The sequence below is a fragment of the Paraburkholderia sp. BL9I2N2 genome, from assembly GCF_004339745.1.
In the GTDB taxonomy this organism is placed as follows: domain Bacteria; phylum Pseudomonadota; class Gammaproteobacteria; order Burkholderiales; family Burkholderiaceae; genus Paraburkholderia.
Genome location: NZ_SMGP01000003.1, coordinates 513023 through 535413 on the forward strand (window position 1 = coordinate 513023; position 22391 = coordinate 535413).

Consider the following 22391-nt stretch of genomic DNA (forward strand, 5'->3'; position numbering starts at 1 on the left):
TAGCCGAGTGCCGCGCGAAGCGAATTGCGGGCATTGGGAGACGCGCGCCAGGATCGCAGGATCCCGACAAGTCTTCGCAGGAATAAGAAAGAAGTCGCTTCTGTCGGCGCGTAGTGTCGAATCTGCCGTCACCCGGTCGCGTGGCCGCTTGCGCCGCGCCCGGTTGCTGTACGCAACCGGCACTATTTCGCTGGTATTCGGCGTGCTCGTGATCGCGTGGCCCGGCGCTGGCGTGCTTGCACTTGTTTGGATGATCAGTGCGCACGCTATTTTCAGCGGTGCTTTGCTACAGATGCTCACCGGTCTGATCCGGACCCGTTCGGCGGCCTGGGCCGCCGGAACTGTGGTTCGGCGATTTGAATCGCATCTGGTTTCAGCCGCGCATTCGACGCAGTCGACGACGGCGACGCGTGCCCAAGGCGGGCGAGACAAAGCAGATCGAGATCAGGTGACCCGCGAATCCCGCAAGGCCTCGCCACGAGGGATGTAGAGCAGTGCGTCGGCGAGGCAGAAATATCCAGGATATGGACAGCCCAGCCGTCCACGTCGCAACGCACAGCGCGTGGGCAGAACCTGAAGAGGAACATCATGGCCAAGTGCAGTGTTTGCGGTAAACCGGCGACTACACAGATCACGATCACCGAGAACGGCCAGCGCCGCCAGTTGATGCTTTGCGACGAACATCACATGCAGTTCATGGCACGCCATCAGCGCAGCCTGTCGCCGCTCGAGTCGCTTTTCCACGGTGGGCTGTTCGAGCGCCTGTTCGACGAGGGATGGTCGCCATTCGAAAACGGCGGCACGGACTGGGAGCGGGCAGGGCGTCCCGCGCCTGACCGCGCGTCGGGTTCGGCCGGGTCATCCGGTCCGTCTCAAGCAGCGGGCGGACCGGACAGCAGCGGTGCCCGCCCTCGCCGACGCAGGCGTGCACGTGAGGGCGTCGACCTGCAAAGCTTTCTAAGCGAAAGCGGGCTCGAGCGGCTGCAGGCGGCCGCGCAGAAAGCTGTCGAGTTCGGCAAGAAAGAGGTCGACACGGAACATCTGCTGCTCGCGCTAGCCGATAACAACGTCGTCAACGAAATCCTGCGCGAGTTCAAGCTCGATGCCGACGATATCAAGCGCACCATCGAACAGGACGCGCCGCGCGGTACGGCCAAAGCCGATGGCGAGGAGGCACGCATCGGCGTTTCGCCGCGCGCAAAGAGCGCGCTTGAAAATGCACTCGTAGCGTCGCGCGAGCTCGACCATAGCTATGTCGGCCCGGAACACATACTGATCGGTCTCGTCGAGGAAGGAGACGGCTTCGCCGGCGAGCTGCTGCGCAAACTCGGGTTGACCTCGCAATCGCTGCGTCAGAAAGCAGTGAAGGTGGTGGGCCAGGGCGCGGAAGACGGCAGCGTCGAAGGCCGCTCCTCCACCCCGACGCTCGATAAATACGCGCGCGATCTAAGCGAGCTGGCAAAGCTCGGCAAGCTCGATCCGGTGATCGGCCGCGACAAGGAGATCGAAACCACCATCGAAGTGCTCGCGCGCCGCCGCAAGAACAACCCGGTTCTGATCGGCGAGCCGGGCGTCGGCAAGACGGCGATCGTCGAAGGTCTGGCGCAACGCATCGCGCAGGACGAGATCCCTGAAGTGCTACGCGGCAAGCGCGTGGTCGAGCTGAATATCAATAGCGTGGTGGCAGGCGCGAAGTATCGGGGCGAATTCGAAGAGCGCGTCAAGCAGGTGCTCGACGAAATCGTCGCGAACCAGGACCGGCTGATCATTTTCATCGACGAGCTTCATACGATCGTCGGCGCGGGCCAGGGCGGCGGCGAAGGCGGGCTCGATATCGGCAACGTATTCAAGCCGGCGCTTGCGCGCGGCGAGCTGCATCTGATCGGCGCAACCACGCTCAATGAATACCAGAAGTACATCGAAAAGGATTCGGCACTCGAACGTCGCTTCCAACCAGTGATGGTGCCCGAGCCGAGCGTCGAGGACACGATTGATATCCTGCGCGGCCTGCGCGACCGGCTTGAGGCACATCACAAGGTGAAGATCACCGAAGAAGCGATCACGGCCGCGGCGAAGCTGTCGGATCGCTATATCGCCGCCCGCTTCCTGCCCGACAAGGCCATCGACCTGCTCGACCAGGCCGCGGCTCGCGTGCGCATTTCGTCGAACTCGCGACCGCAGGCGCTGCAGGGAATCGAGGCCACTGTCCGTCGTCTGCGTCAGGAGCAGGACTCGGCGAGCGCGGCCAAACAGTTCGACAAGGCGAAGGAACTGCAGGAGAAAATCAAGGGCGAGCAGGCGCGTCTGAATGAGTCGACCGAGGCCTGGAAGAAGGAACGCGGCACCAGTTCGCAGGAAGTCGGGGCGGAAGACATCGCGCAGATCGTATCCTCGCTGACCGGCGTGCCGGTGTCCGAACTCACGGCCGAGGATCGCGAAAAGCTGCTGCGTCTGGAAGACCGTTTGAGGGAACGCGTCGTCGGCCAGGACGAAGCCGTCACGGCCGTATCAAAGGCCGTGCGACTTTCACGCGCGGGGTTGACGGAAGCTGGCAAGCCGATCGCCAGCTTCCTCTTTCTCGGACCGACCGGCGTTGGCAAGACCGAACTCGCGAAGGCGCTCGCCGCCGCGGTATTCGGCGACGAGAACGCGCTCGTGCGCATCGATATGAGCGAATACTCGGAACGCCATACGGTGGCCCGTCTCGTCGGCGCGCCTCCCGGCTATGTCGGCTACGAAGAAGGCGGCCAGCTGACCGAGCGCGTGCGGCGCCACCCATACAGTGTCGTGCTGCTCGACGAGATCGAAAAGGCGCATTCCGAAGTGCACAACATCCTGCTGCAACTGTTCGACGAAGGACGTCTGACGGACGGCAAGGGACGGCTCGTGGATTTCACCAACACCGTGATCATCGCCACTAGCAACATCGGCTCGCAGATGATTCAGGACAACATGAAGACCGATTCGAAACAGCTGGACTATCCCGCGCTGCGCGACCGGCTGATGGAAGTCCTGCGGCATCACTTCAAGCCGGAGTTCCTGAACCGGGTCGATGAAGTGGTTGTGTTCCATGCGCTCGGCAGGGAGCAGATCCGCCGGATCGTCGACCTGCAGCTTCAGCGCGTGCAGCGCACGGCTGCCGCGCAGAATATCGAGCTGTCGTTCGACGATGCACTGCGTGATCATCTGGCCAGGGTTGGATACGATCCGGAGTTCGGCGCGCGGATGTTGAAGCGCAAGATCCGTATGGAAGTGGAATCGGAACTCGCCGACTCGCTGTTACGAGGCGATGTGCGCAGCGGCGATGCTGTCGAAATCGACTGGGACGCCAGCGAAAAGGCTGTACGTGTGAAGAAGCTCGAAGCGCCGGAATCGACCGGCGAAGAAGCCAGGAAAGCCGCCGAAGCCCCGGCCTGATGCTCGGAAACGACGGGTACGGCCGGCGGAGTCAACGCCGCCAGCTGTACCCGCTTACAGTGCCACTTCTCCCGCGATCATCTCGTCGCGATAGCACCAGATCCACGATTCGCCCGGTTCAATGGAACGCACCAGCGGGTGGCCGGTCGCGTGATAATGCGCGCTCGCATGGCGATCGGGCGACGAGTCGCAACAAGCGACATGACCGCACGACATGCAGAGCCGCAGATGCACCCAGGAGTGGCCGAGTTTCACGCAGTCTTCGCAATAGTGCTTCGTGGTCTGCAATACGCGGATTCCATCCAGATGCGTGCAGGTGGGAGTCATGGTCAGCTCCTGGTGATCAGATTGCGACAGGGAAAGCGGACGGTGCTCACTCATGTGAGGCACATGAAGCACATCATGCGCCGCTCAGATAGCGGTGCACGAGCGCTACCGCCGTGGCTCCTTCGCCGACGGCGGCCGCTACGCGTTTGATCGAGCCGTGGCGGACATCGCCAGCGGCGAACACGCCCGGCATGCTGGTTTCCAGATACAGCGGCTCGCGATCCAGCGGCCACTGCAGCTTCTGGTCCGTGTCGTGCAGGTCGGTGCCCGTCACGAGATAGCCGGCTTCATCGCGCGCCACGCCGACTTCTTTGGCCCAATCGGTCTGCGGCAGGCCGCCAATGCAAATGAAGAGCCAGTTTGTCTTCACGCGTCGCGCTTCTCCGCCGCGGCGATCGGTCAGCGTGATTTCGCGCAGCACGTCGTCGCCATGCAATGCGGTAACGGTCGTGCAGGTCAGCACCTCGATGTTTGACGCGGAGGAAATACGGTCGATCAGGTACTGCGACAGTGTGCTTTTCAGCGACGTGTCGCGCACCACCATCGTGACCTGATTGCAGTACTGGGAGAAATGCATCGCGGCCTGCCCCGCCGAATTGCCGCCGCCCACGATGTACACGTCTTCGCCGCGGATCAGCGATGCCTCGCTCGCACCCGCGCCGTAGTAAACACCCGCGCCGCTGAAGCGCGCTTCGTCTGGCAATTCGAGCCGCCGGTACGCGACACCTGTCGCGCACACCGACGTGCGTGCCGTGATTCGCGTACCGTCTTCGAGATAGACGATACCGTTGCCCGTGGAGAAATCCGCGCGCACGCCGGCACGGGCCAGCAGGATTTCCGCCCCGAAGCGGACTGCCTGATCGCGAGCCCGTTCGGCGAGCTCCGTTCCGCTGACACCGTCCGGAAACCCCAGGTAGTTCTCGATCTTCGACGTGCTGCCAGCCTGCCCACCGACGGCCCAGCGCTCCACCAGCACCGTGCGCAATCCCTCGGATGCACCGTAGACCGCGGCGCTCAGACCGGCCGGCCCGGCGCCATAGATCGCGAGATCGTATTCCGAACGTGACGGGCTGCGAAACCAGCCGAGCTTTTCGGTGATCTGCCGGACAGTCGGACATTCGAGTCGCGTGCCGTCGTGAAACTCGCATACCGGCAGGCGCGAGTCGCGAAGGTGCTGCACCTGTGCCAGCTTCACCGCCTCTTCATCGTTATTGAGTTCGATCCACTCGAAGGGAATGTCGCAACGATGCAGGAAATCGCGGATCGCATAGCCTTCCGCCGACCGCATGCGTCCATAGATCTTGACCATGTGTGCCTCGCCCATGTCTGTGTTCGGGTCATGTGTGTGGTCAATCGTCACGTACGTTCGTCTCAATCCGGCAGAACGAACTCAGTACGCATGTCCTCGATGACACGCCTGACCTGTCGAAGATAGTCGGTGCCGCTCTCGTTGAGCGCGAGCATGTCCCAGTTCCGGCCGGAGGCGTCGGGCGGATGCCGCTCCGGCAGCGGCACGCGGACTCGCAAATGGTGGGGGACGTCGGCGGCAAGCTGCTCGACGCGCCGTTGTGTTTCGGCGCGAATCTGTTCGGCCGTTTGAATGGACTTCGACATGGGCTTGCCCTCCATGAGTGGCGCACGTCGACATGGAGTCACGTCGCGCGAAAGTCTCGTGCGGAGATCACGCTACAGATGATTGAAGTCTAGTACCTGTCCGGCTAGGGAAGGAGCAATACGATGAGCATCCGTTGGTCGGTACTGCCCACAAGGGCCGCTTGGTGCAGAAAAATCGCGTGGTGCGGGCATTCCGTTGGGCTATTGCCGGGGGCATATTCATCATCAAGATTAGGCTTCCGCTGACCACGCTTCTTCCATGTTCCTGCCAGGACATGTCGGATTTCTGCGATCGCGTCCAAACTTGCAACAGCCTTGCGAGATAACCGGGCCAGCCAGGCCTGCCTCAACGAATTGCCGCGCCGGACGGTACGCCGCGAGAATTGAGCACGCGCGTTGGCTGACGATGACCCCGGCGTCTGTGCCCGTGCAATGTGCAATTGCCGACTATCTTGAGCACGGGGACTACAACCGGCTTCTACGCAAACTGCGTCGCGAACTTGGGTCCCTTCAGATCCAGTTCGTCGACAAAAGCATCGATGACCCTGACTGGATTGTCCTGTCCGATGTAGTCATCGACGTATTCGGGAAGCAGTGCGACCTGCTTGCGGTCAACGCCTTCAACGAATCGCTTCATGAGTCACCCGGTCTCAATGCGTTGATTCAGTTTAGGCGATCAATGCGTTTTCACACACCCTTATATGGACACCGCCCGGTTTGCCAGGTTGATCTTGTGTGATGCGTGAACAAGGTATCGGCTGCGGTCTTATATGCGGCCTTTTGCAAGCCGAAGCTGCGGGCCCTGATGGAATTCGCCAGGAACGTCCTCATCTCGGCCACGTGCTTGAGGCACAAGAGTGTGCTCAGGTTTGCGTTCCTGCGGTCCGACCTGTCTTGCCATCACATTGAAATCAACCCTAGCAACCTACCAGTTTCTCAACGCTTCAAAGTGCTCATCCTGCTATGCAGGTCTGTTGCTCACATGATGCGCTTCGTACGGAGTTCCGTGAGCGAGGATCGCCCAGGCGATTCTCGCCATTTTGTTCGCCATGGCCACTGTTGCTACATTTGCTGGACGTCGCTCCTGTATTGCCTTTTGCCATCCGGTTGGTACTTTGGCGTGACACAGAACAGAGCGCGCCCCATGTATCAGCAACGTACGCAGGTATGGGTCGCCACGTCTGGAGATCGAGCCCAGCCGTATCTTTCCGCCGGTACCATTCTGACGAGGAACAAGTCCCAGAAACGCGGCGAACTCGCGCCCCGACCTGAATGTCTTCGCATCTCCAATTGTTGCTACCAGGGCCGTTGCAGTTAGGCGACCGATACCCGGCACTTCGGAGATCGCACGACATGCAGCTTCCTGTTTCTGCCAGGCGCCAATCCGCTTCTCGAGTTGATCGATGTCCTCCTCAAACAGGTTGATGCGACGCAACTGTTCGAGAAGGTTAAGAAGTATCGATCGTGGCAGCGTGTCTTCGAGTTCTGCCATGCGCTTTCTGATCTCGTCGAGTCCTGCTACGCGTCCTGCACGAAACGTAACGCCGAACTCATACAGCAACCCACGCAGCTGATTTATCTGCATCGTTCGAAACTTGACGAGCAACGAGCGCATACGATGAAGGCTTAGCATCACTTGCTGATCCTCTGTCTTGGCGGCAACCGTGCGCATGCCGGGTTGCTGCACTGCAGTCCAGATTGCCCGCGCGTCCGCCGCGTCGGTCTTGTTCGTTTGCACGAAAGGTCGAATGAATTGAGCGTGTAACAGCACCACCTCGTGTCCGAGCGCGCGGATCTTACGCGCCCACCAGTGAGCACTTCCGCAAGCCTCGAGGGCGACGCGACCGGCGGGGCGCTGCGCCAGAAATGCAATTAGATCGTCACGTCCGAACTTCCGATTCGCGATCTCGCCAGTTTGGGCGTCGACCCAGTACATCTGGAACACCCGCTTTGCAATGTCGAGTCCGTATGTCGTAGCATTCATCTGGGGCCTCCGTTCCATAAGTGGTTGTGTCGCAACTCCACTCTGGCACATTGATGCCGTTCGGTCCTGGGGGCCCTCAATCGTGCCCAATTCCCCGGAGGGAGGGCGGTGTCCATTCCATCTCGGCCGGATTGCGCCGGAGAAACGACCGGATCCGGCTGTCGAGATCGCGCGCCGCGCGGACGTGCCACTCGTCATTGCAGCCAAGGTCGACAATGCTGATCGATCATATTTCGAGCATTCCATAGAAGACTTGTTCCGCGATCCACTGGTTAGTTTCTGTGGTGAGGTCACCGACTTAAGGAAGGATGAGTTTCTCGGCAATGCACGCGCGCTGCTTTTTCCCATAGACTGGCCTGAGCCATTCGGGCTGGTATTGGTCGAGGCCCTCGCCTGTGGCACACCCGTAATCGCCTTTCGGAACGGATCGGTTCCCGAAATCATCGACGACGGAGTCACCGGCTTCATCGTGGACACCATCGAAGAGGCCGTCGTCGCCGTTGGCCACACTGGCCAGTTGAACCGCCGGCGCTGCCGCCAGGTCTTTGAAGAGCGTTTCACCGCCGCCCGGATGGCGCACGCATATCTGGAGACTTATGAGAAAGTGCTGGCAGACCACCGTAGATGAACAAAAACAACGTCGGGTCCGGGCGAGAATCGGTACTCATTTTTTGGCTTTGGCCAGGAGCGGTGATGACAAACGGCCAACGCCAGGTAACCTAGGGCGGCTCTGCTTGGTTGGCGAGGCCTCGACCTGCTCGATGTCTGCCGACGCATGCGGCCTACGTATCCGGGGCGAATGGTTCAGCGCTGGCAGCACACGGGAAGGGGCGGGTGATCGTCGGGGATCAACGCGCCTGAAAGCGTTATTCTTCGTTACCCACGCTTTTCAACACTTCCGCCGGACTCGCATATTCGCCATCGGGGGGGCGCCTCGAGCGCAGCCGCAACGTCTTCATCCGCGCCGTTGACCGAGCTGTTTCAAGCAGTGTCTGCTTATCCAGGAGAAGGCAACGCAAGGAATGGCGACAAGTATCTCTCCTGGGCGTGGGCCTCATCGAGGATCCCGCCGTTGCAATGCGCTGTTGTCTGTAGGGGAGGCGCTTCTATGAGCGCAAGAAAGCCCGGCGCATGCCCGTGGTCGCCACGGAGGCGCTTGCGCACAAGCTCGCGCGGGGCCCCGGTCTACATGCTGCGAGATGAGAAATCTCTCTTGAGGTCACCAAATGCTGCGGTTAGTTTTTCGGCGGGGCCATAAGCGGGGTAAATGTGTTGGCGTAGACCCAGTCTAGTGATTGGGCTACGCGCTCCCGACGTCCCCTATTAGCGAGCTCTGGGATGCCCAGACCGTGAGCCGAAACCAGCCTGGCACTGACGCAGCATGCCGATCATTGGTGAATGCTCTCATGCACACCGGTCTGGCACCGATGGTTTTCTGGGGCTCGCTATGAGCCACGGCGGAAGCCAGAACACCTGCCCTCGTCTTGATTCCGATGGATGACTGGCGCAGACCAGCGCTGCAACTAGGTGAGCGAATAATCGAACGCATGCTCATGCGCACCGATGTGGGGTGGCTGAAATGTTTCAGCTGAGCAGGGTAAAGTTTGGGAGAGAAGTATCTATCTCTTGACCTTGGGCTTTCGACGGATGATACATTTAATGCGGCTTACGGCAGGTCGCCGTCAATGTCTTCGCAGGTGCGCTTGGATATCGCGCGCTTCGAGGGCCGAGAGATCTTCGTTGATCTCTTCGAAAATCATCTGACGCGTCTCCTCGCTCAGACGCTCGCGCAGCATTCCGAGAAACTTCGGCTCCGCGGCAAATCGTAATCGCTGATACCGGTGATGAAGCCGTCCCTGTTCGACGCAGTCGGCCACGGTCTTCGCGAATTTTTCGCGATCCTTCTCGCTCAGCGCCGGTCCACCAGGGACGACATTGACGAGGTCTTCGATTTCCCGCAAGTCCAGCTTAAGTCCCGGTGTCTCGAAGATTCGAGCACGACTACCGTCGGCAACGACAACCCAGGTAGTGACAGCCATGGTGCGCCCTCCCAGCGTGATCGGTCGCCAGCTCGGCGGCCATCGTAAATCGTCGCGTGACGCCAGCGAACTCGCCGGTCAACGACAGTCTATCTCCAACGCCCATCGATGACGGACCGTGGGGCCTCCCCGCGCTCCTGCGCGAGCGACGGATAGTCGGTATAACCCGCGCTCGCCGCCTCCGTAGAACGTGGACGGATCCGGCGAATTGAGCCGAGCGTGCGACCGGAAGCGTTCCGGCAGGTCGGGATTGGCGATGAACAATCGTCCGAACGCGATCAGGTCCGCGTTGCCGTCCTCGAGCCATCTTTCTGCGCTGCCGCCGTCGAACCCGCCCGCGACCATCAGCACACCACGATATGTGCGGCGTATCATCTCGCTCATGCGTTTCGCGCGCTCCGTCAAAGCGACATCCTCACCGGTCGCCGCCAGCGCGGGATTGACGATGTGCAAGTAAGCCAGCCCGTATCGATTGAGCTTATCGATGACGTAAGAAAAGGTCGCCTCGGGATCGTCGTCATGCATGTCGTTGAAGGTGCCGAGAGGAGAGAGCCGTACGCCAACCTTTTCCGGCCCCCACACTTCGCAAACCGTTTCGATCACCTCGAACAGCAGCCTGGCCCGGCGTTCGCTCGATCCACCGTATTCGTCCGTGCGGCGGTTCGTGCCGGACAACAGAAACTGGTCGAGCAGATACCCGTTCGCTCCGTGCACTTCGACGCCGTCCATACCGGCAGCCTTTGCATTGCGCGCACCCCTGAAGTATTGGCGCACGAGATACGGCATCTCTTCGACCTGCAGCGCGCGAGGCGTGACGCAGGGCGCGACGACACCTTCGCCACGCTCGTTCTCGATGAACGCCTCCGCTTTCGGCTGGACCGCAGAGGGCGCAACGGGCAGCATTTCATCGGGCTGCAACGAGGGGTGCGATATGCGTCCGACGTGCCAGAGCTGCATGAACATCAACCCGCCCGCCTCGTGCACGGCGTCCGCCACGAGCCGCCAGCCTTCGACCTGCTCGCGACTATGGATCCCAGGCGTCCATGCATAGCCCTGTCCTTGCATCGACACCTGCGTCGCCTCGCTGATGATGAGCGCGGCCGCTGCGCGCTGCGCGTAATAGCAGGCGTTGAGCTGCGACGGTATGTTGCCTGGTCGGCTCGCGCGCGAACGCGTCAGCGGCGCCATCACGACACGATGACGCAGGTCGTGCGGCCCCACCCTTATGGGTTCGAAGAGCTTGCGCAGTTGGACTTGTTCGTCGTGCTGCCCGGCTTCCCTGGGCGCGATTTCCGTATCAGACATAAATTCGCTCCTTGCGTTTTGGACTTGGCCCGAAAAGCGCTGCCATAGACGCTTCGAAGCGTCGGCGTCAACCACATCGCAGGGTCCCGCTCTTCGCCGAGTCTAGCCATGGCCGGCGTGCGTTTCTTTCCAACTCCTGCTCGGATGTGTCGCGATCCTGCTGTCGCCCGCTCGATCGCTCCACCGGGGATCGGATGCGGCCCTGCCGTGCTCCCAGTTACACTGCCGCTTTCGAAAGATTCACGACCGGGGCGTTCGCCTCGAACTTCACCCGATGCGTCGAAAAGAGCATCCGCACATTACAGACGTTCGACGAACTCTCAAGAAGCCGACTCGCAAATTCATTGCAGGCCGCCATGTCAGGCAGATCTGCAATAACGGCAAAGTCGGGGCCAGGCGACATACGATAGCGCTGGGTCACCGACGGTTCGGCACAGATATAGACCGCGCACGTGTCGGCGACAGCATGTACAAAAGGAAAGCGTACGCAACACCGGAGGTCCCTCGGCGAGCTGCAGGCGGTGTTGCACGCGAAAACGAGGGCAGAGACCGGTACCGCTTTTACGCTCTGTGATAAGGAAATAAGAGCTTTACCATCTACAGCATGCTGCATAACGCGCGGCTGACGGCGACACGTGTCGCACCCACATCTACCGTAAGACCTTCCAACTTTTCGGGGCGCCTCAAACAAAATCTACACATAGGAAACGCTGTTTGCTGCGCGTCGACAAGCTCGCTCAGTTGCTTTCCAGTACCGACGACGATTGAGTTTAGTTCTTCGCGCGTTGCTCGGGCTCCGGATGAACGGCAATTGGATCGCTCGCAGGAAAGGTTTCTTTGAGCGCTTCGTCGAGTTGCTCGTCCAGGGTCATCGGCGCTTCCTGTGCCTCGACATTCGACTTCCGGATGTCGACGCGACTTTCCTTTGTCATGTTGCGCTCCATAAGGGAACCAGCGGAATTTCGCTATTGCAGCGGCGGTGCGTGCATGCAATCACGGTTATTGGAGGCGGAGATCGCCACCTTCGGCAGATCGAAAATCGTGGCATCGACGACATCCAAATCGACGTCACCGATCTGCCGGGTGGCGCGAGAGATCGCCGCGTGCGTGAAGCAGGAGATGCTCTACCCGGGCACCGCGCCTAACGAGCTGCTCGCGAAGAGCGGCTCTGAGTTGGACAAGCCTGAAAGGCTCGCGTTTCTGACGTCGCACGATCTGGAATACAGATACTCTCCAGGTTTCTCGATTTGGCGGCGCTTTTTGTGCTCGCCGTGGAACCCGAACGCTAACGGCGGCATTACCTAAAGGTAACATGTCGTTTATTTCACACACATTCTGTACTTCCGGCGCGCTTCCGTATTACAAGCGACCTGAACCTTAGACGCAGCACAGATGGCTAGGTCGAGTCTCTTGCGTTCGGCGCATAGCGATGTGGGCAATTCATATAGACGAGCCCTGACAGGACGACCGCTGCGAGCGCCGCTATGGTGTTGCTTCCTGCTTGCATACCGTCCTCCACCGGACGCGCCGTACGGGATTCGAACCGGTGACCAACGGACTAGAAGTCCGTTGCTCTACCTTCGGAGCTCACGACCCGAAAAACACCTTGCCCGCCGCGTGTCCCACGTGAACATGTGTTCTCAACGACCTTGTTGCCGCGGGAAGCACATCCGTGACGAAGCGTCCGCTACAGCACGGTCGGCCGACGCTCAGTTCGCGCAACTGCTGAATTTCGATTCTCCGGCCTTCAGATGCGGTCGTATCAGTCTTCGGAAGTTTAAGCGTGAGTACTCTCCAATGTCGAACTGCGCGTCGATTTGATCGACGTCCTCACCGTATGGTCCGCATAATTGTCGGGGTGTCGATCCGACCCAAATGCGAACTTCAACAGAATTCAAGATCACAACCCTGATGCAACGCAGGGGTGGTCATGCTGTCGTGCCGCTGCTGTTCAGGCTCTCTAGCGCCTTCCTCAGGCGTTCCTCCTGGTCGTTCGTCAGAGACGTCTTCAATACCTTTCCGCCGAAAGGTTTCAGTTCCGGCAGGACCTTGTCGAAGTTCACGCGACGCACGAGGATGAAGAGCGCGGACGAACCCGGCTCAATGTTCTGGCCCGTCGAACGCATGAAATCGTCATCGATCCCATAGTCCGAGAGCGCCCCCGACAACGCGCCCGTGCCAGCACCGATGGCCATGCCCGTTGCCAGTCCGACGAGCGGATTGAGCAACATCAGCCCAACCAGCGCACCAAACAGACCACCCCAGGCCGCGCCGCTGAGCGCGCCGATCTTGACTAGATCGACGGCTTGCTTGAGGTGTACCTTGCCCTTCGCGCTGCGGACCACGATGCAGGCATCCTCAAGGTCGATCAGGTGCTCCTTTTGCATCTGCTGGAGTTTGGTCAATACCTGGTCGGCCGTCTCTTCGCCTTTGAAGCTTACAACGACTAGATCGCTCATCGATTTGCTCCATTTCTCTGGGAAATAAAACGAGACCCTTCCGCGGCAAGACGGTTGAATCCATGCTCAGATCAGGTCGCAAGCCGGTGGACCGCGCCGCGAAGCAGCGGTGGTGCCAGCCAGCCTTGCATGTCCCGTCCGGCGTGTACCTTCGGACGTTGACGTGGCCATTGACCCGATGATGATGACATCAAGACTAGGCTCTTGCCGGTTGCACTTCTTCCTCATTCCTGCAAAGACGTGTCGGATCTCTGCGTTCCAGCGGCGCGGCTTCCAGACGTGAACGTACGGCAGCATTCAGCAAAAACTGCGCAGGCGAAGGGAAGAAAATCTGCCCCGCGCGCGTTAGTCCATTAACAAACCGACTAGGAGCAGCGATGAGAACCGACGACGACATCAAACGAGATTTGAAGTACGAACTGAAGTGGGATCCGGACATCGATCCATCAGATATCGGGGTTGCGGTCAAGGACGGCGCGGTCACATTGTCTGGTTTCGCACGCAGCTTCCGGCAAAGGCAAAAGGCCGAGGAGGACGCGACGCGTGTGCGCGGCGTGAAGGGGGGCGCAAACGATATGGAGGTGCGGTTGCCTCTGATCAACAAGCGGCCCGATCCGGAGATCGTGCGCGAGATCATTGCCCAACTGAAGGCCGAGGTGCCTTATGCGGCGGACACCATCAAGGCGATCGTCAGGGACGGACAGGTGACGCTGAAGGGCGAAGTCGAATGGGACTACTAGCGCCGCCGCGCGGCCGACACGGCGCTGCGGGTGAGCGGCGTAACCGGCCTGACGAACGAGATCGAGATGGTGACCCAGGGCAGCATCCAGTTCGAGAAACTCTTGTCGCTCTGGTTTAATCGCCGGCGGGGGAGTCGGGGTCGTCGTTTTGCTCGCAACTTCGTCAAATGAATCAACTACCGACGTTACGGTGAGCAAGCCGGTATGCGCGCGGCGTCACACCGGTGTATCGATGAAACACTTCGGTGAAATGCTGCTGAGTCTGAAACCCCGCGCGCGCGCCAACGTCAACCAAGGGAATGGTCTCCTCGCACAACATCGTCCTCGCAAATTTCACTCGTTCGAGTGTCACGTACCGATGGGGCGGCCTGCCTGTTACCCTTTTGAAAGCACGCGCAAAGTTTGATGCACCCATGTGCACCAGCAATGCGAGTTGCTCGACCAAAATTGGTTCGGCTATGTGCTCATGAACGAAGGCTTGAATGCGAGTCAGCATTTGATGCGTAAGAGGTATATCCGGCTCCGCCGCACCAGCACAGTGCCCGTGGCGCAGCGCGATGTGCACCGAGATGACATCGGCAAAAGCGTCGGCGCAGACAGGGTCGATGATCTCCGCATGATGCAGAGCGCCCAATGTGTCCGCGGCCTCTCGCAGGAACGGATCCCAAGACTTAGACCATTTCGGGACCGCATCAAACGCTTCTTGCGAGACTTGCCCAAGTACGCCCGGTTTAAGTACGATAACCCATCCCTTGGGATCGTTGTCAGCGATCGTGGCCAACTGCGCGCCCGCCGGAATGACTGCGACAAATGGATCACTTATCAGGATGGCGTGATTCACTCCGAGGTCGTCGCAGCCCGCGGCCTGTACAACAGTGGTACCTGTCGGCATAACGAGCCGAAGACCCAGCACTGAATTCAGCCCGCCATTGGTGAAAGCGACGTTCATGGGTTGGCAGCGTAACCCGCGATCCGAGGTCGACCCTATTTCTTGCTTCATGATAAGCAGAAGTCTCCTCCTTGACTGGTTACACATCTAAGGTTAGGTCGAATTCAAGGCCGCTTAAGGCAGATTCGTAATATGGGCGCAAGCAACCCGACTTCGTTGATGGACATGCTGCTGAGCTATATTGCTGGGCACCTCGGAACGACGCTCGACACGCTATTAGCCGGGATTCAAAGCAACCCATCGTTCCTGAAGGCTTTCTCAGCTAACGCTTACGCCGGTTCTTACGGAGTGTTCGAAAGCGGTCAGGTTCGCGAAGCGGCATGACATGCGCACCGCACGCGCGTCCGCGAACTGGGAACATCGATCGGACTTGGCCTGGGTAAGGCGTTGCGCTCGAATGGAGCCTGCAGATCATCGCGATCCCGACCAGGTATGCAGGCTCAAAGATGACACCGATCTATGGACTGACCGAGGACGGCCGGAAAGGTATGGGACGCGACCTGCGTGTGTTGCCGAAGACGCTTATCCACGACCCGGGCTGTCACGTGAATTGCCGCCCGGCCTGTCGTTCATGAGCGGCCTCAATGCCATTGCGCATGCGGCGGAGGGGTTGTACGCCATGACGGCAATCCAGTCATGCCGCTGATGGCCGAAGACGGAATACGTGCGTCGGCGACCACACTGCGCGGCATCGAGAACGAGTTCGAAGCCTGTTAGCGACCAGCGATTGCTTCTGCATCGGCTTACTATCAAGCCACATCACGGTATCAACGTCGCACGTTTCGCGGAGCAGTTCCCGAAGCTCGAGCGCCGGCGCGAGTTGCTGCGCTAATCTGCGCGCGCGGCACCGCGTCTGCGCCGCTGCAACGGCAACCGATTGCTGCGATCGCAAGAGGATAGCTGCGGTTTTCAGGCTAACGGGTCTCCTGAGCGACATTTGACGCTCAAGCAGCTTGCTCCCCTCGACGCTAGACTGTGGTAAGCAGCCAGGTGCTCGCCGAGCACGACGTTACCAGGAAACCCCGAAAGAGCAGGCGGCGATCATGCGGCACGACGAATAGTCACGCGGAGGTGCACTGATCGGCGCGCTGCCCATGGATCGAATGTGCCGCGCGTCAAATGCATCGATTGGGATCGGTGCGAGACAAATGTCAATGATGCTCGCTGTAGTCGGACCTCGCCTTAGGTGCCGCGCGTACCTTTGCGTATTGAAACTCTGGCAGCGCCTTGATCGCATCTTTCGTCGCACCGGCAAGCACCAGTTTGCCATTGACGAAATCGAGCTGCTCGATCGGAATGGCCACATCGTGATGCGACACCCCCAGAAACTGGTTTGCGGCGACGATTGCACGACATGGTTCCAAAGTTTGACACTGTACGGAAGACTGCGCTCACGGTCGCAGAGAAACTCGGTGACGAGGAATAGCGGTTGGGCCCGCCGTTGCGATTTACCCCAGCCCGATGCATGCAGAAAACTTTCGCGTTCTGATACTAGACTGTGAAAACACGCTACGGCGCAGCACATCTTTCCAGGAGAAAAGTCATGAGCATTCTGTTAATTGGCGCAAGCGGGAGAACGGGTTGGCTAGTGGCCGGAAAATTGCATGCCTCCGCCATCCCGTTCTGCCCGTTGATACGCAACGCGACAAAAAGCGATGCTTTCGAGCGGTTCGGCGTCCGACCGCTCATTGCCGACCTGTCTGGCGATTTCTCGCATGTATTCAGCGGCATACATACTGTCATTTATGCCGCCGGCTCGGCAGAAACCGAGGGCTCGGAGCAGGAACGCCTGATCGACCGCGACTCGATCATCAAGTCGGTCGATTACGCAAAGCAAAGCAGCGTGGACCTTTTTGTCGTTATCAGTACATTGCTTGCGTACGCGCCGGAACGCTCGCAACAAGCACTGCAACACTACGCACAAATGAAACGCGAATCGGACGACTACGTGATTGCTAGCGGGCTCGATTACCTTGTGCTGCGCCCCGGCACGCTGACAATGGAGCCGGGAGTTGGAACCATCCAGATCGTGTCGGATGCCAACTCTCCGCGCGACACGGTGGCGCGGGAAGATGTGGCCGAGGTCGTTCTCGATGCGCTCAAGGCGCGACTCGTGAACAAGGTAATTGGTTTTGTAGGAGGAGACGTGCCTATTGGAGATGCGTTAGCCCGCGTGTAGCCCTGCGACCTGATCACGGCATCAAATCCGCTTTCTCGAACGCCTACCGTGTGCCTTAGCGTTCTTCAGGCGAAGTCTGCGGATGAGTCTGCCTGTCGAAGCCACGGCTACTTCGACCACGGCCAGAGTGAAGTGCGCAGCCAGCGGTCCGTCGGTCAACAATTTGAGCATGCGGAACGGACTAACTTCGTTGGTAGCCAGAAATGCTGGTTTTGTCGATAAGGGATGAGAGTGAAAACGGGACCGGCATGATGAGGAATGCTTATATCGTCAACGAATTGAACTGCTCGGCACAAGCTTGGCCGCTACCGCTGTCTTTCATCTGCCCTTTCGCAGTCATGTGCATGAGTTCGGTTCCGCCAACTGAAATGCGGCCACACCGAAAGGTCTTGAAGCCGAGCATCGGGGTTCTGGTGCAAATAGGAAAGCAGGTCCAGAAGTTTCTTATATGGAGGATACCTTATCGATTGAACAACGCCGCAGTCCATACGGCAGGCGCAGCGGCATTCTCGAGGACTGAGCTTCGCGAGATCGAATTGGCCCCTTGCGAATGCGATGCGTCAACTCGACGCCTGAAATCGTGGTCGCGGCACTCCTGAACCGTTTGAATCCTAGCATCACGCTCGTTCAGGATTTGATGTAGCGATGGTCCTGCTCGATCACATTGTTCAGATATTTTGACGATCGGACCTTTCGTGTCGTCAGGCAGCAGACCATCGGTCTTCATCTCGGGCACCGCGCGGTGTGAGGCAGCATAACCATCTTGCGTGATGGTCTCTGGCGACCGACCCTGATGCCTGAGGACCTTTCTGAAGAAGGCTTTGGCGGCGGCCACGTCGCGCCTCGCCCTGAGCATGAAGTTCATCGACACGCCACGATCAACCTGCAGGTATCTAACCGATTCTCGGACTTTATTTGCATCAGAGCCGCCGCGTGACTCTCCGGAAAACCATATTCACCGAACCCCTGGATCTGCGCAAAGATGGCCTCGGCAAACTCGTGGTCGAAGCCACGCTCGAGCATCCGGTTCACGATGCGGTCGTAGTAGGCTTCGAGTACGCCCTTGCGGCGCTTCGCAGCCATCGCGCGACGCAGCTGGTCGGCCTCGCCGGCGGTGAATCCGGCCGCGAGCATTGCGACCTGCATCACCTGCTCCTGAAAGATCGGCACACCGAGCGTGCGCGAGAGCGCCTGCTCCATTTGCGGACTCGGATAGGTGAACGGCTCCAGTCCCTGCCGCCGGCGCAGGTAGGGATGCACCATGCCGCCCTGCACGGGGGCCGGACGCACGATCGCCACCCTTAAGGTTTTCATAAGATTAATTGCCTACCCTTGCGGAAGGCTTGACCGCCGCGGGGCGCCGGAGAGGTGTCCCGGCGGGCCATGGTTCTGCCCGGCTTCTAGGCGTCTGCTACGGCAACCAAACAACAACGAATTTCTGGCAGCTGGCGCGTGAAGTAAATGCTTAGGGGTTTACCCCTCCATAAATTATTACGAAATATTGCCGTAACCCCCGATGACCTTTTTTTAATCTCGGACGGTGCAGAAGCCATGAAAAAGCTAACGTTTGCGCAGAAACTCTGGCTGCCGCTTTACGTCAGTCTCGCCTGCCTGATCGCGGTCACCGGTTTCGACGCGTGGACACTGCACGGTGTGCGCATTGAAGAGCGCAAAAACGACCTGGCGAACAACGCCGACAACGTGGTCAGCCTGGTGACACAGTATGCGGAACTCGAGCGACGCGGAGTGCTCACGCGTGACGCCGCGCAGAACGAGGCAATGGAGCGCATCAAGGGCATGCGGTTCGGCAATGACGGTTACTACACCGTCATGACTGACCAACCCAGGATGCTGATGCACCCGTTCAAGCCCGAACTGATCGGCAAGGTACTCGGCGACTTCAGGGATGCTAACGGCACTGCGTTGTACCGCGATGCGGTCAATGTTGCCAAGGCGAATGGCAGTGGATTTATCCGGTACGTGTGGCCACGCCCGGGCGAAGAGCAACCGGCGGCAAAGCTCACCCGCGTCGCGACGTTCAAACCGTGGGGCTGGATTTTTCTTAACGGCGTGTATATCGACGACATCGATCGTGCCTTTTACCGTTCGCTCTTGCGCTCTGGTTGCATCCTGGTCATCGCCGCGCTGGTGCTCTCGATAGTTGTCGTTCTGCTCAATCGGGCGCTGCGACGCTCGCTCGGCGGCGACCCGGACGTGACGGCTGAGGCAGCACGTCGCATCGCGGGCGGCGATCTGAGCATGCTGGTGGACACGCGCGGCGCCGGCGAGCGCAGTGTGTTGTACGCCATCGAAGAAATGCGCCACCAGCTCGCACATGTGGTGGGCGCTATAAGAAACTCGACAGAGTCGATCAGGTCCGCCTCCCAGGAGATCGCCGTGGGCAATGGTGATCTTTCGCAACGCACCGAGGAGCAGGCCGCATCCCTACAGGAGACGACTTCAAGCATGGAGCAGATAACTTCAATGGTGACCAGCAATGCGGACAACGCATTGCGCGCCAACGAGCTGGCGGGCACCGCATCGGAGATCGCCGATCGGGGTGGCGAAGTGGTCGGGAAGGTGGTCGAAACGATGCAGGATATCTCAGACTCGTCGGCGAAGATCGCCGAGATCGTCGGCGTCATCGAGGGCATCGCGTTCCAGACGAACATCCTTGCGCTAAATGCCGCCGTAGAAGCGGCTCGCGCGGGCGAACAGGGCAGGGGCTTTGCCGTCGTCGCGAGCGAGGTGCGCAGCCTCGCGCTGCGCGCAGCGGCAGCTGCCAAAGACGTGAAGCTGCTGGTTCAGGATTCGGTTAGCCGGGTGAGTGGGGGCTCCGCGCTGGTGTCCGAGGCTGGCGCGGCCATTCGCGAGATGGTCGGTGCTGTGAAGCGCGTTGACTCGATCATCCATGAGATCGCCGCAGCATCCAGTGAACAAAGCACCGGCATCCAGGAGGTCGGCAAGGCGATTTCACAGATGGACGCGGTCACCCAGCAGAACGCGGCGCTCGTCGAGCAGGCAGCCGCCGCGGCGCAATCGCTCAGCGAGCAGGCCAACGGACTGGCGCGGGTTGTCGCGACCTTCCGTTTGCCAGACGCAGATCATGGCTCGGAAATCGATGTTGAGCCCGTAGCGTCGACGAAGACAGCTGATGTCAGCGTCGCCTGAACGCCCGGTGGTGGGATGGCTCGCCGTGCTAGCCGGTTCTTCCTGTTCATATGGATTGTCGTGACGCATTGGTGGACCCTGCCGTGTAGCTTTAGCGCCAACCGCCCTGATGCAGGCGAGGTGATTCAAGCGCTCATTCGAAATTGCGGAAGTTAGTAGGAGAAGCAGATGGGTATCGTGGAGAACGAGATCGGGCAACTCGAAAAGACGGTGAATACGCTGATCCGCCGTCCGCGCCTTATCCGCCGCGAATACTGGGTGTCCGAAATTGAAGATGTGCTTGGACGTCCGGGCATCCCGGCAAGGGATCGGCAGCGCTTATGGGCGCTTCTGGATTTACTCGCGACGGTCGCGAATGAGCGCTCGGTCCAGGCTTCGGCTGAGCCAAACGAGTCCGGGAACGGAGATTGCCATGCTTCCAAATAGTCGACATCCTTCGAACACACTTGCTCATGAAGAGGAGGCACTGCACGCGCACGTCGTCGCTGCGTCGCTCTCACTTGCATTGTCGATGGCGTCTACATGTTCCGGGGCAGCCACGCCGGGGATGATTGCGCCCCTTTCATACCTACCCGAGGAATGTGCATGACCCCCGTGCGCCCGGGCGGCGAACGAACATATGTGCGGCCAGCGCCCGAAATCGTAGGGGCGTTTCGAGAGCTGTACATTCTTTCGAGCGCCGCTGCGCAGCTCGGCGGCTATGGGTTTGAGGTCTCTGAGCTGCAGTGGCGTGCAGTGGCTGAGCGCACCGAAAAGGCCAGGACTGCCCTTCATCGTGAGCCCGTGCGCGACACGGACGCCGTCGCGGCACTTCGTCGCCTTTTGGCAATTTGCGAGTACATCATCGAGCTTTACATCGCAGGACGGAAGTGCCCGCCCGCAGTCTGGCGGGAGGCAGGCAAGCTGGGGCGCGATGCCTATGCTTACATCGATCCGGGTGTCAACGGGAAACGGGGACCAGACTTATGAATGCTCCGCCGGTAATGAGACCGGTCCGGCGCTGCATGAGGGCGCACGGTTCGGGTGATCGGAAAATACATACGTGCCTCTGTGGGCGAAGGTGTATCCGGTGAGCGCCGAGGGTGTCGCCAGGGCGGCGTTGCTGCTGGCCGCGCTCGGCGAGGAAGCAGCGGCCGAGGCGTTCCGTCATCTCAGCCCGAGGGAAGTGCAGAAACTCAGCGCAGCAATGGCTGCGCTCAGAAACGTTGAGCGCAGCGCCGTCGATGATGCGGTGCGCGGCTTTATCGAGCAGGCACAAACGCATACAACGCTGTCGCTTGAGACGGACCAGTACATACGATCGGTGCTGAACCGGGCTCTGGGCGAAGACAAGGCAGGTGCCGTTGTTGACCGCATTCTCGTCGGCGGCGATATAAGCGGTGTTGAAGGTCTGAAGTGGCTGGATGCGCCGGTTGTTGCCGAACTCATCAAGAACGAACATCCCCAGATTATCGCGACCGTGCTGGTGCATCTCGAACCCGAGCAGGCGTCGGCTGTACTCGCATGCTTCGCCGAACGCGCGCGCAACGACGTGCTCTTGCGGATCGCGACGCTTGACGGCATCCAGCCGGCGGCATTGCGCGACCTCGATGACTCGCTGACAGAACTGCTTTCCGGCGGCGCCAATATGAAACGCCGCGCGATGGGCGGGCCGCGCGCGGCCGCCGAAATCATCAATAACCTTTCGAACCAGCATGAAGAGTCGGTGATCGGCAATGTCCGGGACTACAACGACGACCTCGCGCAAAAAATTGTCGACGAGATGTTCAACTTTGAGAAGCTGGTTGCACTTGATGACCGTTCGATCCGCCTGTTGCTCAAGGAGATTGACGCGCAGACGCTCATAGTCGCACTGAAGGTCGGGCCGCCCGAACTGCGGGAGAAGTTCACGGCTAACATGTCGCAGCGTGCAGCGGAACTGTTTGTTGAGGACATGGAAGCACGCGGTCCGGTGCGCCTCTCGGAGGTTGAACTGCAACAGCGCACGATTTTGCAGATCGCGCGCAGGCTTGCCGATAGCGGTGAAATCGCGCTGGGAGACAAGCCCGGCGATGCCTATGTTTGAGAACCCCACTACTGCTTATTGCCTTGGACAGTTGCCCGGCAATTGTGCTGCCGAATACATTCGACATACGATAATCACACACAAACCGCTTTGCCCTCGTTTAGAGCAGGTGCGAAGCTGTGTCTTTCTGTCTGCGTTGCGC

General features: G+C 59.8%; 20 protein-coding genes and 7 pseudogenes. 12 read left to right on the forward strand and 15 right to left on the reverse strand.

The genetic code is table 11. The features are described 5' to 3' along the window. Window positions 1–163: 163 nt before the first annotated feature. Window positions 164–490 (forward strand): DUF308 domain-containing protein, encoded by a 327-nt coding sequence (locus B0G74_RS33010; protein WP_132380283.1) that lies wholly within the window; start codon window positions 164–166, stop codon window positions 488–490. A gap of 98 nt (window positions 491–588) precedes the next feature. Next, on the forward strand, window positions 589–3417 hold the full coding sequence (locus B0G74_RS33015) for an ATP-dependent Clp protease ATP-binding subunit (protein WP_132380285.1): 2829 nt from the start codon (window positions 589–591) through the stop codon (window positions 3415–3417). A 54-nt stretch (window positions 3418–3471) separates the two neighbouring features. Here B0G74_RS33015 and B0G74_RS33020 read toward each other — a convergent pair whose 3' ends face one another. The 5 genes from B0G74_RS33020 to B0G74_RS33040 all read right to left on the reverse strand — a co-directional run bounded on the left by B0G74_RS33020 (window position 3472) and on the right by B0G74_RS33040 (window position 7342). Further along, entirely contained in the window at window positions 3472–3744 is a 273-nt protein-coding gene (locus tag B0G74_RS33020) for a UBP-type zinc finger domain-containing protein (RefSeq protein ID WP_132380287.1), read from the reverse strand. 73 nt (window positions 3745–3817) lie between these two features. Beyond that, window positions 3818–5068, reverse strand: a complete 1251-nt coding sequence (locus tag B0G74_RS33025) for an FAD-dependent oxidoreductase (RefSeq protein WP_207915745.1) — start codon at window positions 5066–5068, stop codon at window positions 3818–3820. A gap of 47 nt (window positions 5069–5115) precedes the next feature. Next, window positions 5116–5358 carry a hypothetical protein gene (locus tag B0G74_RS33030; protein ID WP_132380289.1) on the reverse strand — a complete coding sequence of 81 codons (243 nt, stop codon included), beginning with the start codon at window positions 5356–5358 and terminating at the stop codon, window positions 5116–5118. Window positions 5359–5836: 478 nt separating this feature from the next. After that, complete coding sequence (locus B0G74_RS45915; RefSeq protein WP_165923955.1) at window positions 5837–5995, reverse strand: hypothetical protein; 159 nt, start codon at window positions 5993–5995, stop codon at window positions 5837–5839. Window positions 5996–6319: 324 nt separating this feature from the next. Beyond that, window positions 6320–7342 carry an IS110 family transposase gene (locus B0G74_RS33040; protein WP_132380291.1) on the reverse strand — a complete coding sequence of 341 codons (1023 nt, stop codon included), beginning with the start codon at window positions 7340–7342 and terminating at the stop codon, window positions 6320–6322. Window positions 7343–7424: 82 nt separating this feature from the next. On the opposite strand from B0G74_RS33040, the gene B0G74_RS33045 reads away from it, so the two are divergent. Next, window positions 7425–7970, forward strand: coding sequence for a glycosyltransferase (locus B0G74_RS33045; RefSeq protein ID WP_347814525.1), 546 nt, complete (start codon window positions 7425–7427; stop codon window positions 7968–7970). Between the two features lie 1054 nt (window positions 7971–9024). Here the strand turns inward: B0G74_RS33045 and B0G74_RS33055 are convergent. From B0G74_RS33055 to B0G74_RS45920, 4 genes and pseudogenes are all read right to left on the reverse strand, one after another. Further along, window positions 9025–9381, reverse strand: coding sequence for a host attachment protein (locus B0G74_RS33055; RefSeq protein ID WP_132380295.1), 357 nt, complete (start codon window positions 9379–9381; stop codon window positions 9025–9027). An 89-nt stretch (window positions 9382–9470) separates the two neighbouring features. Then, a pseudogene (locus B0G74_RS33060) lies at window positions 9471–10686 on the reverse strand (alkene reductase). Window positions 10687–10903: 217 nt separating this feature from the next. Then, window positions 10904–11128 (reverse strand): annotated as a pseudogene (locus B0G74_RS33065) (Lrp/AsnC family transcriptional regulator); the annotation flags it as partial. 328 nt (window positions 11129–11456) lie between these two features. Next, window positions 11457–11618 carry a hypothetical protein gene (locus tag B0G74_RS45920; RefSeq protein ID WP_165923969.1) on the reverse strand — a complete coding sequence of 54 codons (162 nt, stop codon included), beginning with the start codon at window positions 11616–11618 and terminating at the stop codon, window positions 11457–11459. 55 nt (window positions 11619–11673) lie between these two features. Here B0G74_RS45920 and B0G74_RS33070 point away from each other — a divergent pair, with 55 nt between their 5' ends. Continuing rightward, window positions 11674–11991 (forward strand): hypothetical protein, encoded by a 318-nt coding sequence (locus B0G74_RS33070; RefSeq protein ID WP_132380299.1) that lies wholly within the window; start codon window positions 11674–11676, stop codon window positions 11989–11991. Between the two features lie 623 nt (window positions 11992–12614). On the opposite strand, the gene B0G74_RS33080 is transcribed toward B0G74_RS33070, so the two are convergent. Beyond that, window positions 12615–13145, reverse strand: a complete 531-nt coding sequence (locus tag B0G74_RS33080; RefSeq protein ID WP_132380301.1) for a DUF1269 domain-containing protein — start codon at window positions 13143–13145, stop codon at window positions 12615–12617. A 377-nt stretch (window positions 13146–13522) separates the two neighbouring features. Between B0G74_RS33080 and B0G74_RS33085 the strand changes: the two genes are divergently transcribed. Next, a complete protein-coding gene (locus tag B0G74_RS33085) occupies window positions 13523–13885 on the forward strand; it encodes a BON domain-containing protein (RefSeq protein ID WP_243658425.1) in 363 nt (120 codons plus the stop codon). Between the two features lie 172 nt (window positions 13886–14057). On the opposite strand, the gene B0G74_RS33090 is transcribed toward B0G74_RS33085, so the two are convergent. After that, on the reverse strand, window positions 14058–14885 hold the full coding sequence (locus B0G74_RS33090) for an AraC family transcriptional regulator (protein ID WP_132380303.1): 828 nt from the start codon (window positions 14883–14885) through the stop codon (window positions 14058–14060). A gap of 108 nt (window positions 14886–14993) precedes the next feature. On the opposite strand from B0G74_RS33090, the gene B0G74_RS45925 reads away from it, so the two are divergent. Both B0G74_RS45925 and B0G74_RS46960 read left to right on the forward strand, forming a co-directional pair. After that, window positions 14994–15158, forward strand: a complete 165-nt coding sequence (locus B0G74_RS45925; RefSeq protein ID WP_165923970.1) for a hypothetical protein — start codon at window positions 14994–14996, stop codon at window positions 15156–15158. 62 nt (window positions 15159–15220) lie between these two features. Next, window positions 15221–15503, forward strand: a pseudogene (locus tag B0G74_RS46960) (iron-containing alcohol dehydrogenase); the annotation flags it as partial. 482 nt (window positions 15504–15985) lie between these two features. On the opposite strand, the pseudogene B0G74_RS33100 reads toward B0G74_RS46960, so the two are convergent. Continuing rightward, a pseudogene (locus B0G74_RS33100) lies at window positions 15986–16183 on the reverse strand (PRC-barrel domain containing protein); the annotation flags it as partial. 194 nt (window positions 16184–16377) lie between these two features. On the opposite strand from B0G74_RS33100, the gene B0G74_RS33105 reads away from it, so the two are divergent. After that, on the forward strand, window positions 16378–17013 hold the full coding sequence (locus tag B0G74_RS33105) for an NAD(P)H-binding protein (protein WP_132380305.1): 636 nt from the start codon (window positions 16378–16380) through the stop codon (window positions 17011–17013). A gap of 262 nt (window positions 17014–17275) precedes the next feature. Here B0G74_RS33105 and B0G74_RS46265 read toward each other — a convergent pair. From B0G74_RS46265 to B0G74_RS33120, 3 pseudogenes are all read right to left on the reverse strand, one after another. After that, window positions 17276–17425, reverse strand: a pseudogene (locus B0G74_RS46265) (IS6 family transposase); the annotation flags it as partial. Window positions 17426–17457: 32 nt separating this feature from the next. Next, window positions 17458–17896, reverse strand: a pseudogene (locus B0G74_RS46965) (DDE-type integrase/transposase/recombinase); the annotation flags it as partial. Between the two features lie 41 nt (window positions 17897–17937). Continuing rightward, window positions 17938–18312: pseudogene (locus B0G74_RS33120) on the reverse strand (error-prone DNA polymerase); the annotation flags it as partial. 162 nt (window positions 18313–18474) lie between these two features. Here B0G74_RS33120 and B0G74_RS33125 point away from each other — a divergent pair. From B0G74_RS33125 to fliG, 4 genes are all read left to right on the forward strand, one after another. Further along, window positions 18475–20184, forward strand: a complete 1710-nt coding sequence (locus B0G74_RS33125) for a methyl-accepting chemotaxis protein (RefSeq protein WP_279388629.1) — start codon at window positions 18475–18477, stop codon at window positions 20182–20184. Between the two features lie 168 nt (window positions 20185–20352). After that, on the forward strand, window positions 20353–20610 hold the full coding sequence (locus tag B0G74_RS33130; RefSeq protein WP_132380307.1) for a hypothetical protein: 258 nt from the start codon (window positions 20353–20355) through the stop codon (window positions 20608–20610). A gap of 159 nt (window positions 20611–20769) precedes the next feature. Then, window positions 20770–21153 (forward strand): hypothetical protein, encoded by a 384-nt coding sequence (locus B0G74_RS33135; protein WP_132380309.1) that lies wholly within the window; start codon window positions 20770–20772, stop codon window positions 21151–21153. A gap of 100 nt (window positions 21154–21253) precedes the next feature. Next, complete coding sequence (gene fliG, locus B0G74_RS33140; RefSeq protein WP_132380311.1) at window positions 21254–22249, forward strand: flagellar motor switch protein FliG; 996 nt, start codon at window positions 21254–21256, stop codon at window positions 22247–22249. The last annotated feature ends 142 nt before the right edge of the window (window positions 22250–22391 follow it).

Excerpts from the sequence above, each read along its gene's own strand:
- B0G74_RS33015 (WP_132380285.1), top strand. The coding sequence starts at position 589 with ATGGCCAAGTGCAGTGTTTGCGGTAAACCGGCGACTACACAGATCACG.
- B0G74_RS33020 (WP_132380287.1), bottom strand. The coding sequence starts at position 3,744 with ATGACTCCCACCTGCACGCATCTGGATGGAATCCGCGTATTGCAGACC.
- B0G74_RS33025 (WP_207915745.1), bottom strand. The coding sequence starts at position 5,068 with ATGGGCGAGGCACACATGGTCAAGATCTATGGACGCATGCGGTCGGCG.
- B0G74_RS33030 (WP_132380289.1), bottom strand. The coding sequence starts at position 5,358 with ATGTCGAAGTCCATTCAAACGGCCGAACAGATTCGCGCCGAAACACAA.
- B0G74_RS45915 (WP_165923955.1), bottom strand. The coding sequence starts at position 5,995 with ATGAAGCGATTCGTTGAAGGCGTTGACCGCAAGCAGGTCGCACTGCTT.
- B0G74_RS33040 (WP_132380291.1), bottom strand. The coding sequence starts at position 7,342 with ATGAATGCTACGACATACGGACTCGACATTGCAAAGCGGGTGTTCCAG.
- B0G74_RS33055 (WP_132380295.1), bottom strand. The coding sequence starts at position 9,381 with ATGGCTGTCACTACCTGGGTTGTCGTTGCCGACGGTAGTCGTGCTCGA.
- B0G74_RS45920 (WP_165923969.1), bottom strand. The coding sequence starts at position 11,618 with ATGACAAAGGAAAGTCGCGTCGACATCCGGAAGTCGAATGTCGAGGCA.
- B0G74_RS33070 (WP_132380299.1), top strand. The coding sequence starts at position 11,674 with ATGCAATCACGGTTATTGGAGGCGGAGATCGCCACCTTCGGCAGATCG.
- B0G74_RS33080 (WP_132380301.1), bottom strand. The coding sequence starts at position 13,145 with ATGAGCGATCTAGTCGTTGTAAGCTTCAAAGGCGAAGAGACGGCCGAC.
- B0G74_RS33085 (WP_243658425.1), top strand. The coding sequence starts at position 13,523 with ATGAGAACCGACGACGACATCAAACGAGATTTGAAGTACGAACTGAAG.
- B0G74_RS33090 (WP_132380303.1), bottom strand. The coding sequence starts at position 14,885 with ATGAAGCAAGAAATAGGGTCGACCTCGGATCGCGGGTTACGCTGCCAA.
- B0G74_RS45925 (WP_165923970.1), top strand. The coding sequence starts at position 14,994 with ATGGACATGCTGCTGAGCTATATTGCTGGGCACCTCGGAACGACGCTC.
- B0G74_RS33105 (WP_132380305.1), top strand. The coding sequence starts at position 16,378 with ATGAGCATTCTGTTAATTGGCGCAAGCGGGAGAACGGGTTGGCTAGTG.
- B0G74_RS33125 (WP_279388629.1), top strand. The coding sequence starts at position 18,475 with ATGCTTAGGGGTTTACCCCTCCATAAATTATTACGAAATATTGCCGTA.
- B0G74_RS33130 (WP_132380307.1), top strand. The coding sequence starts at position 20,353 with ATGGGTATCGTGGAGAACGAGATCGGGCAACTCGAAAAGACGGTGAAT.
- B0G74_RS33135 (WP_132380309.1), top strand. The coding sequence starts at position 20,770 with ATGACCCCCGTGCGCCCGGGCGGCGAACGAACATATGTGCGGCCAGCG.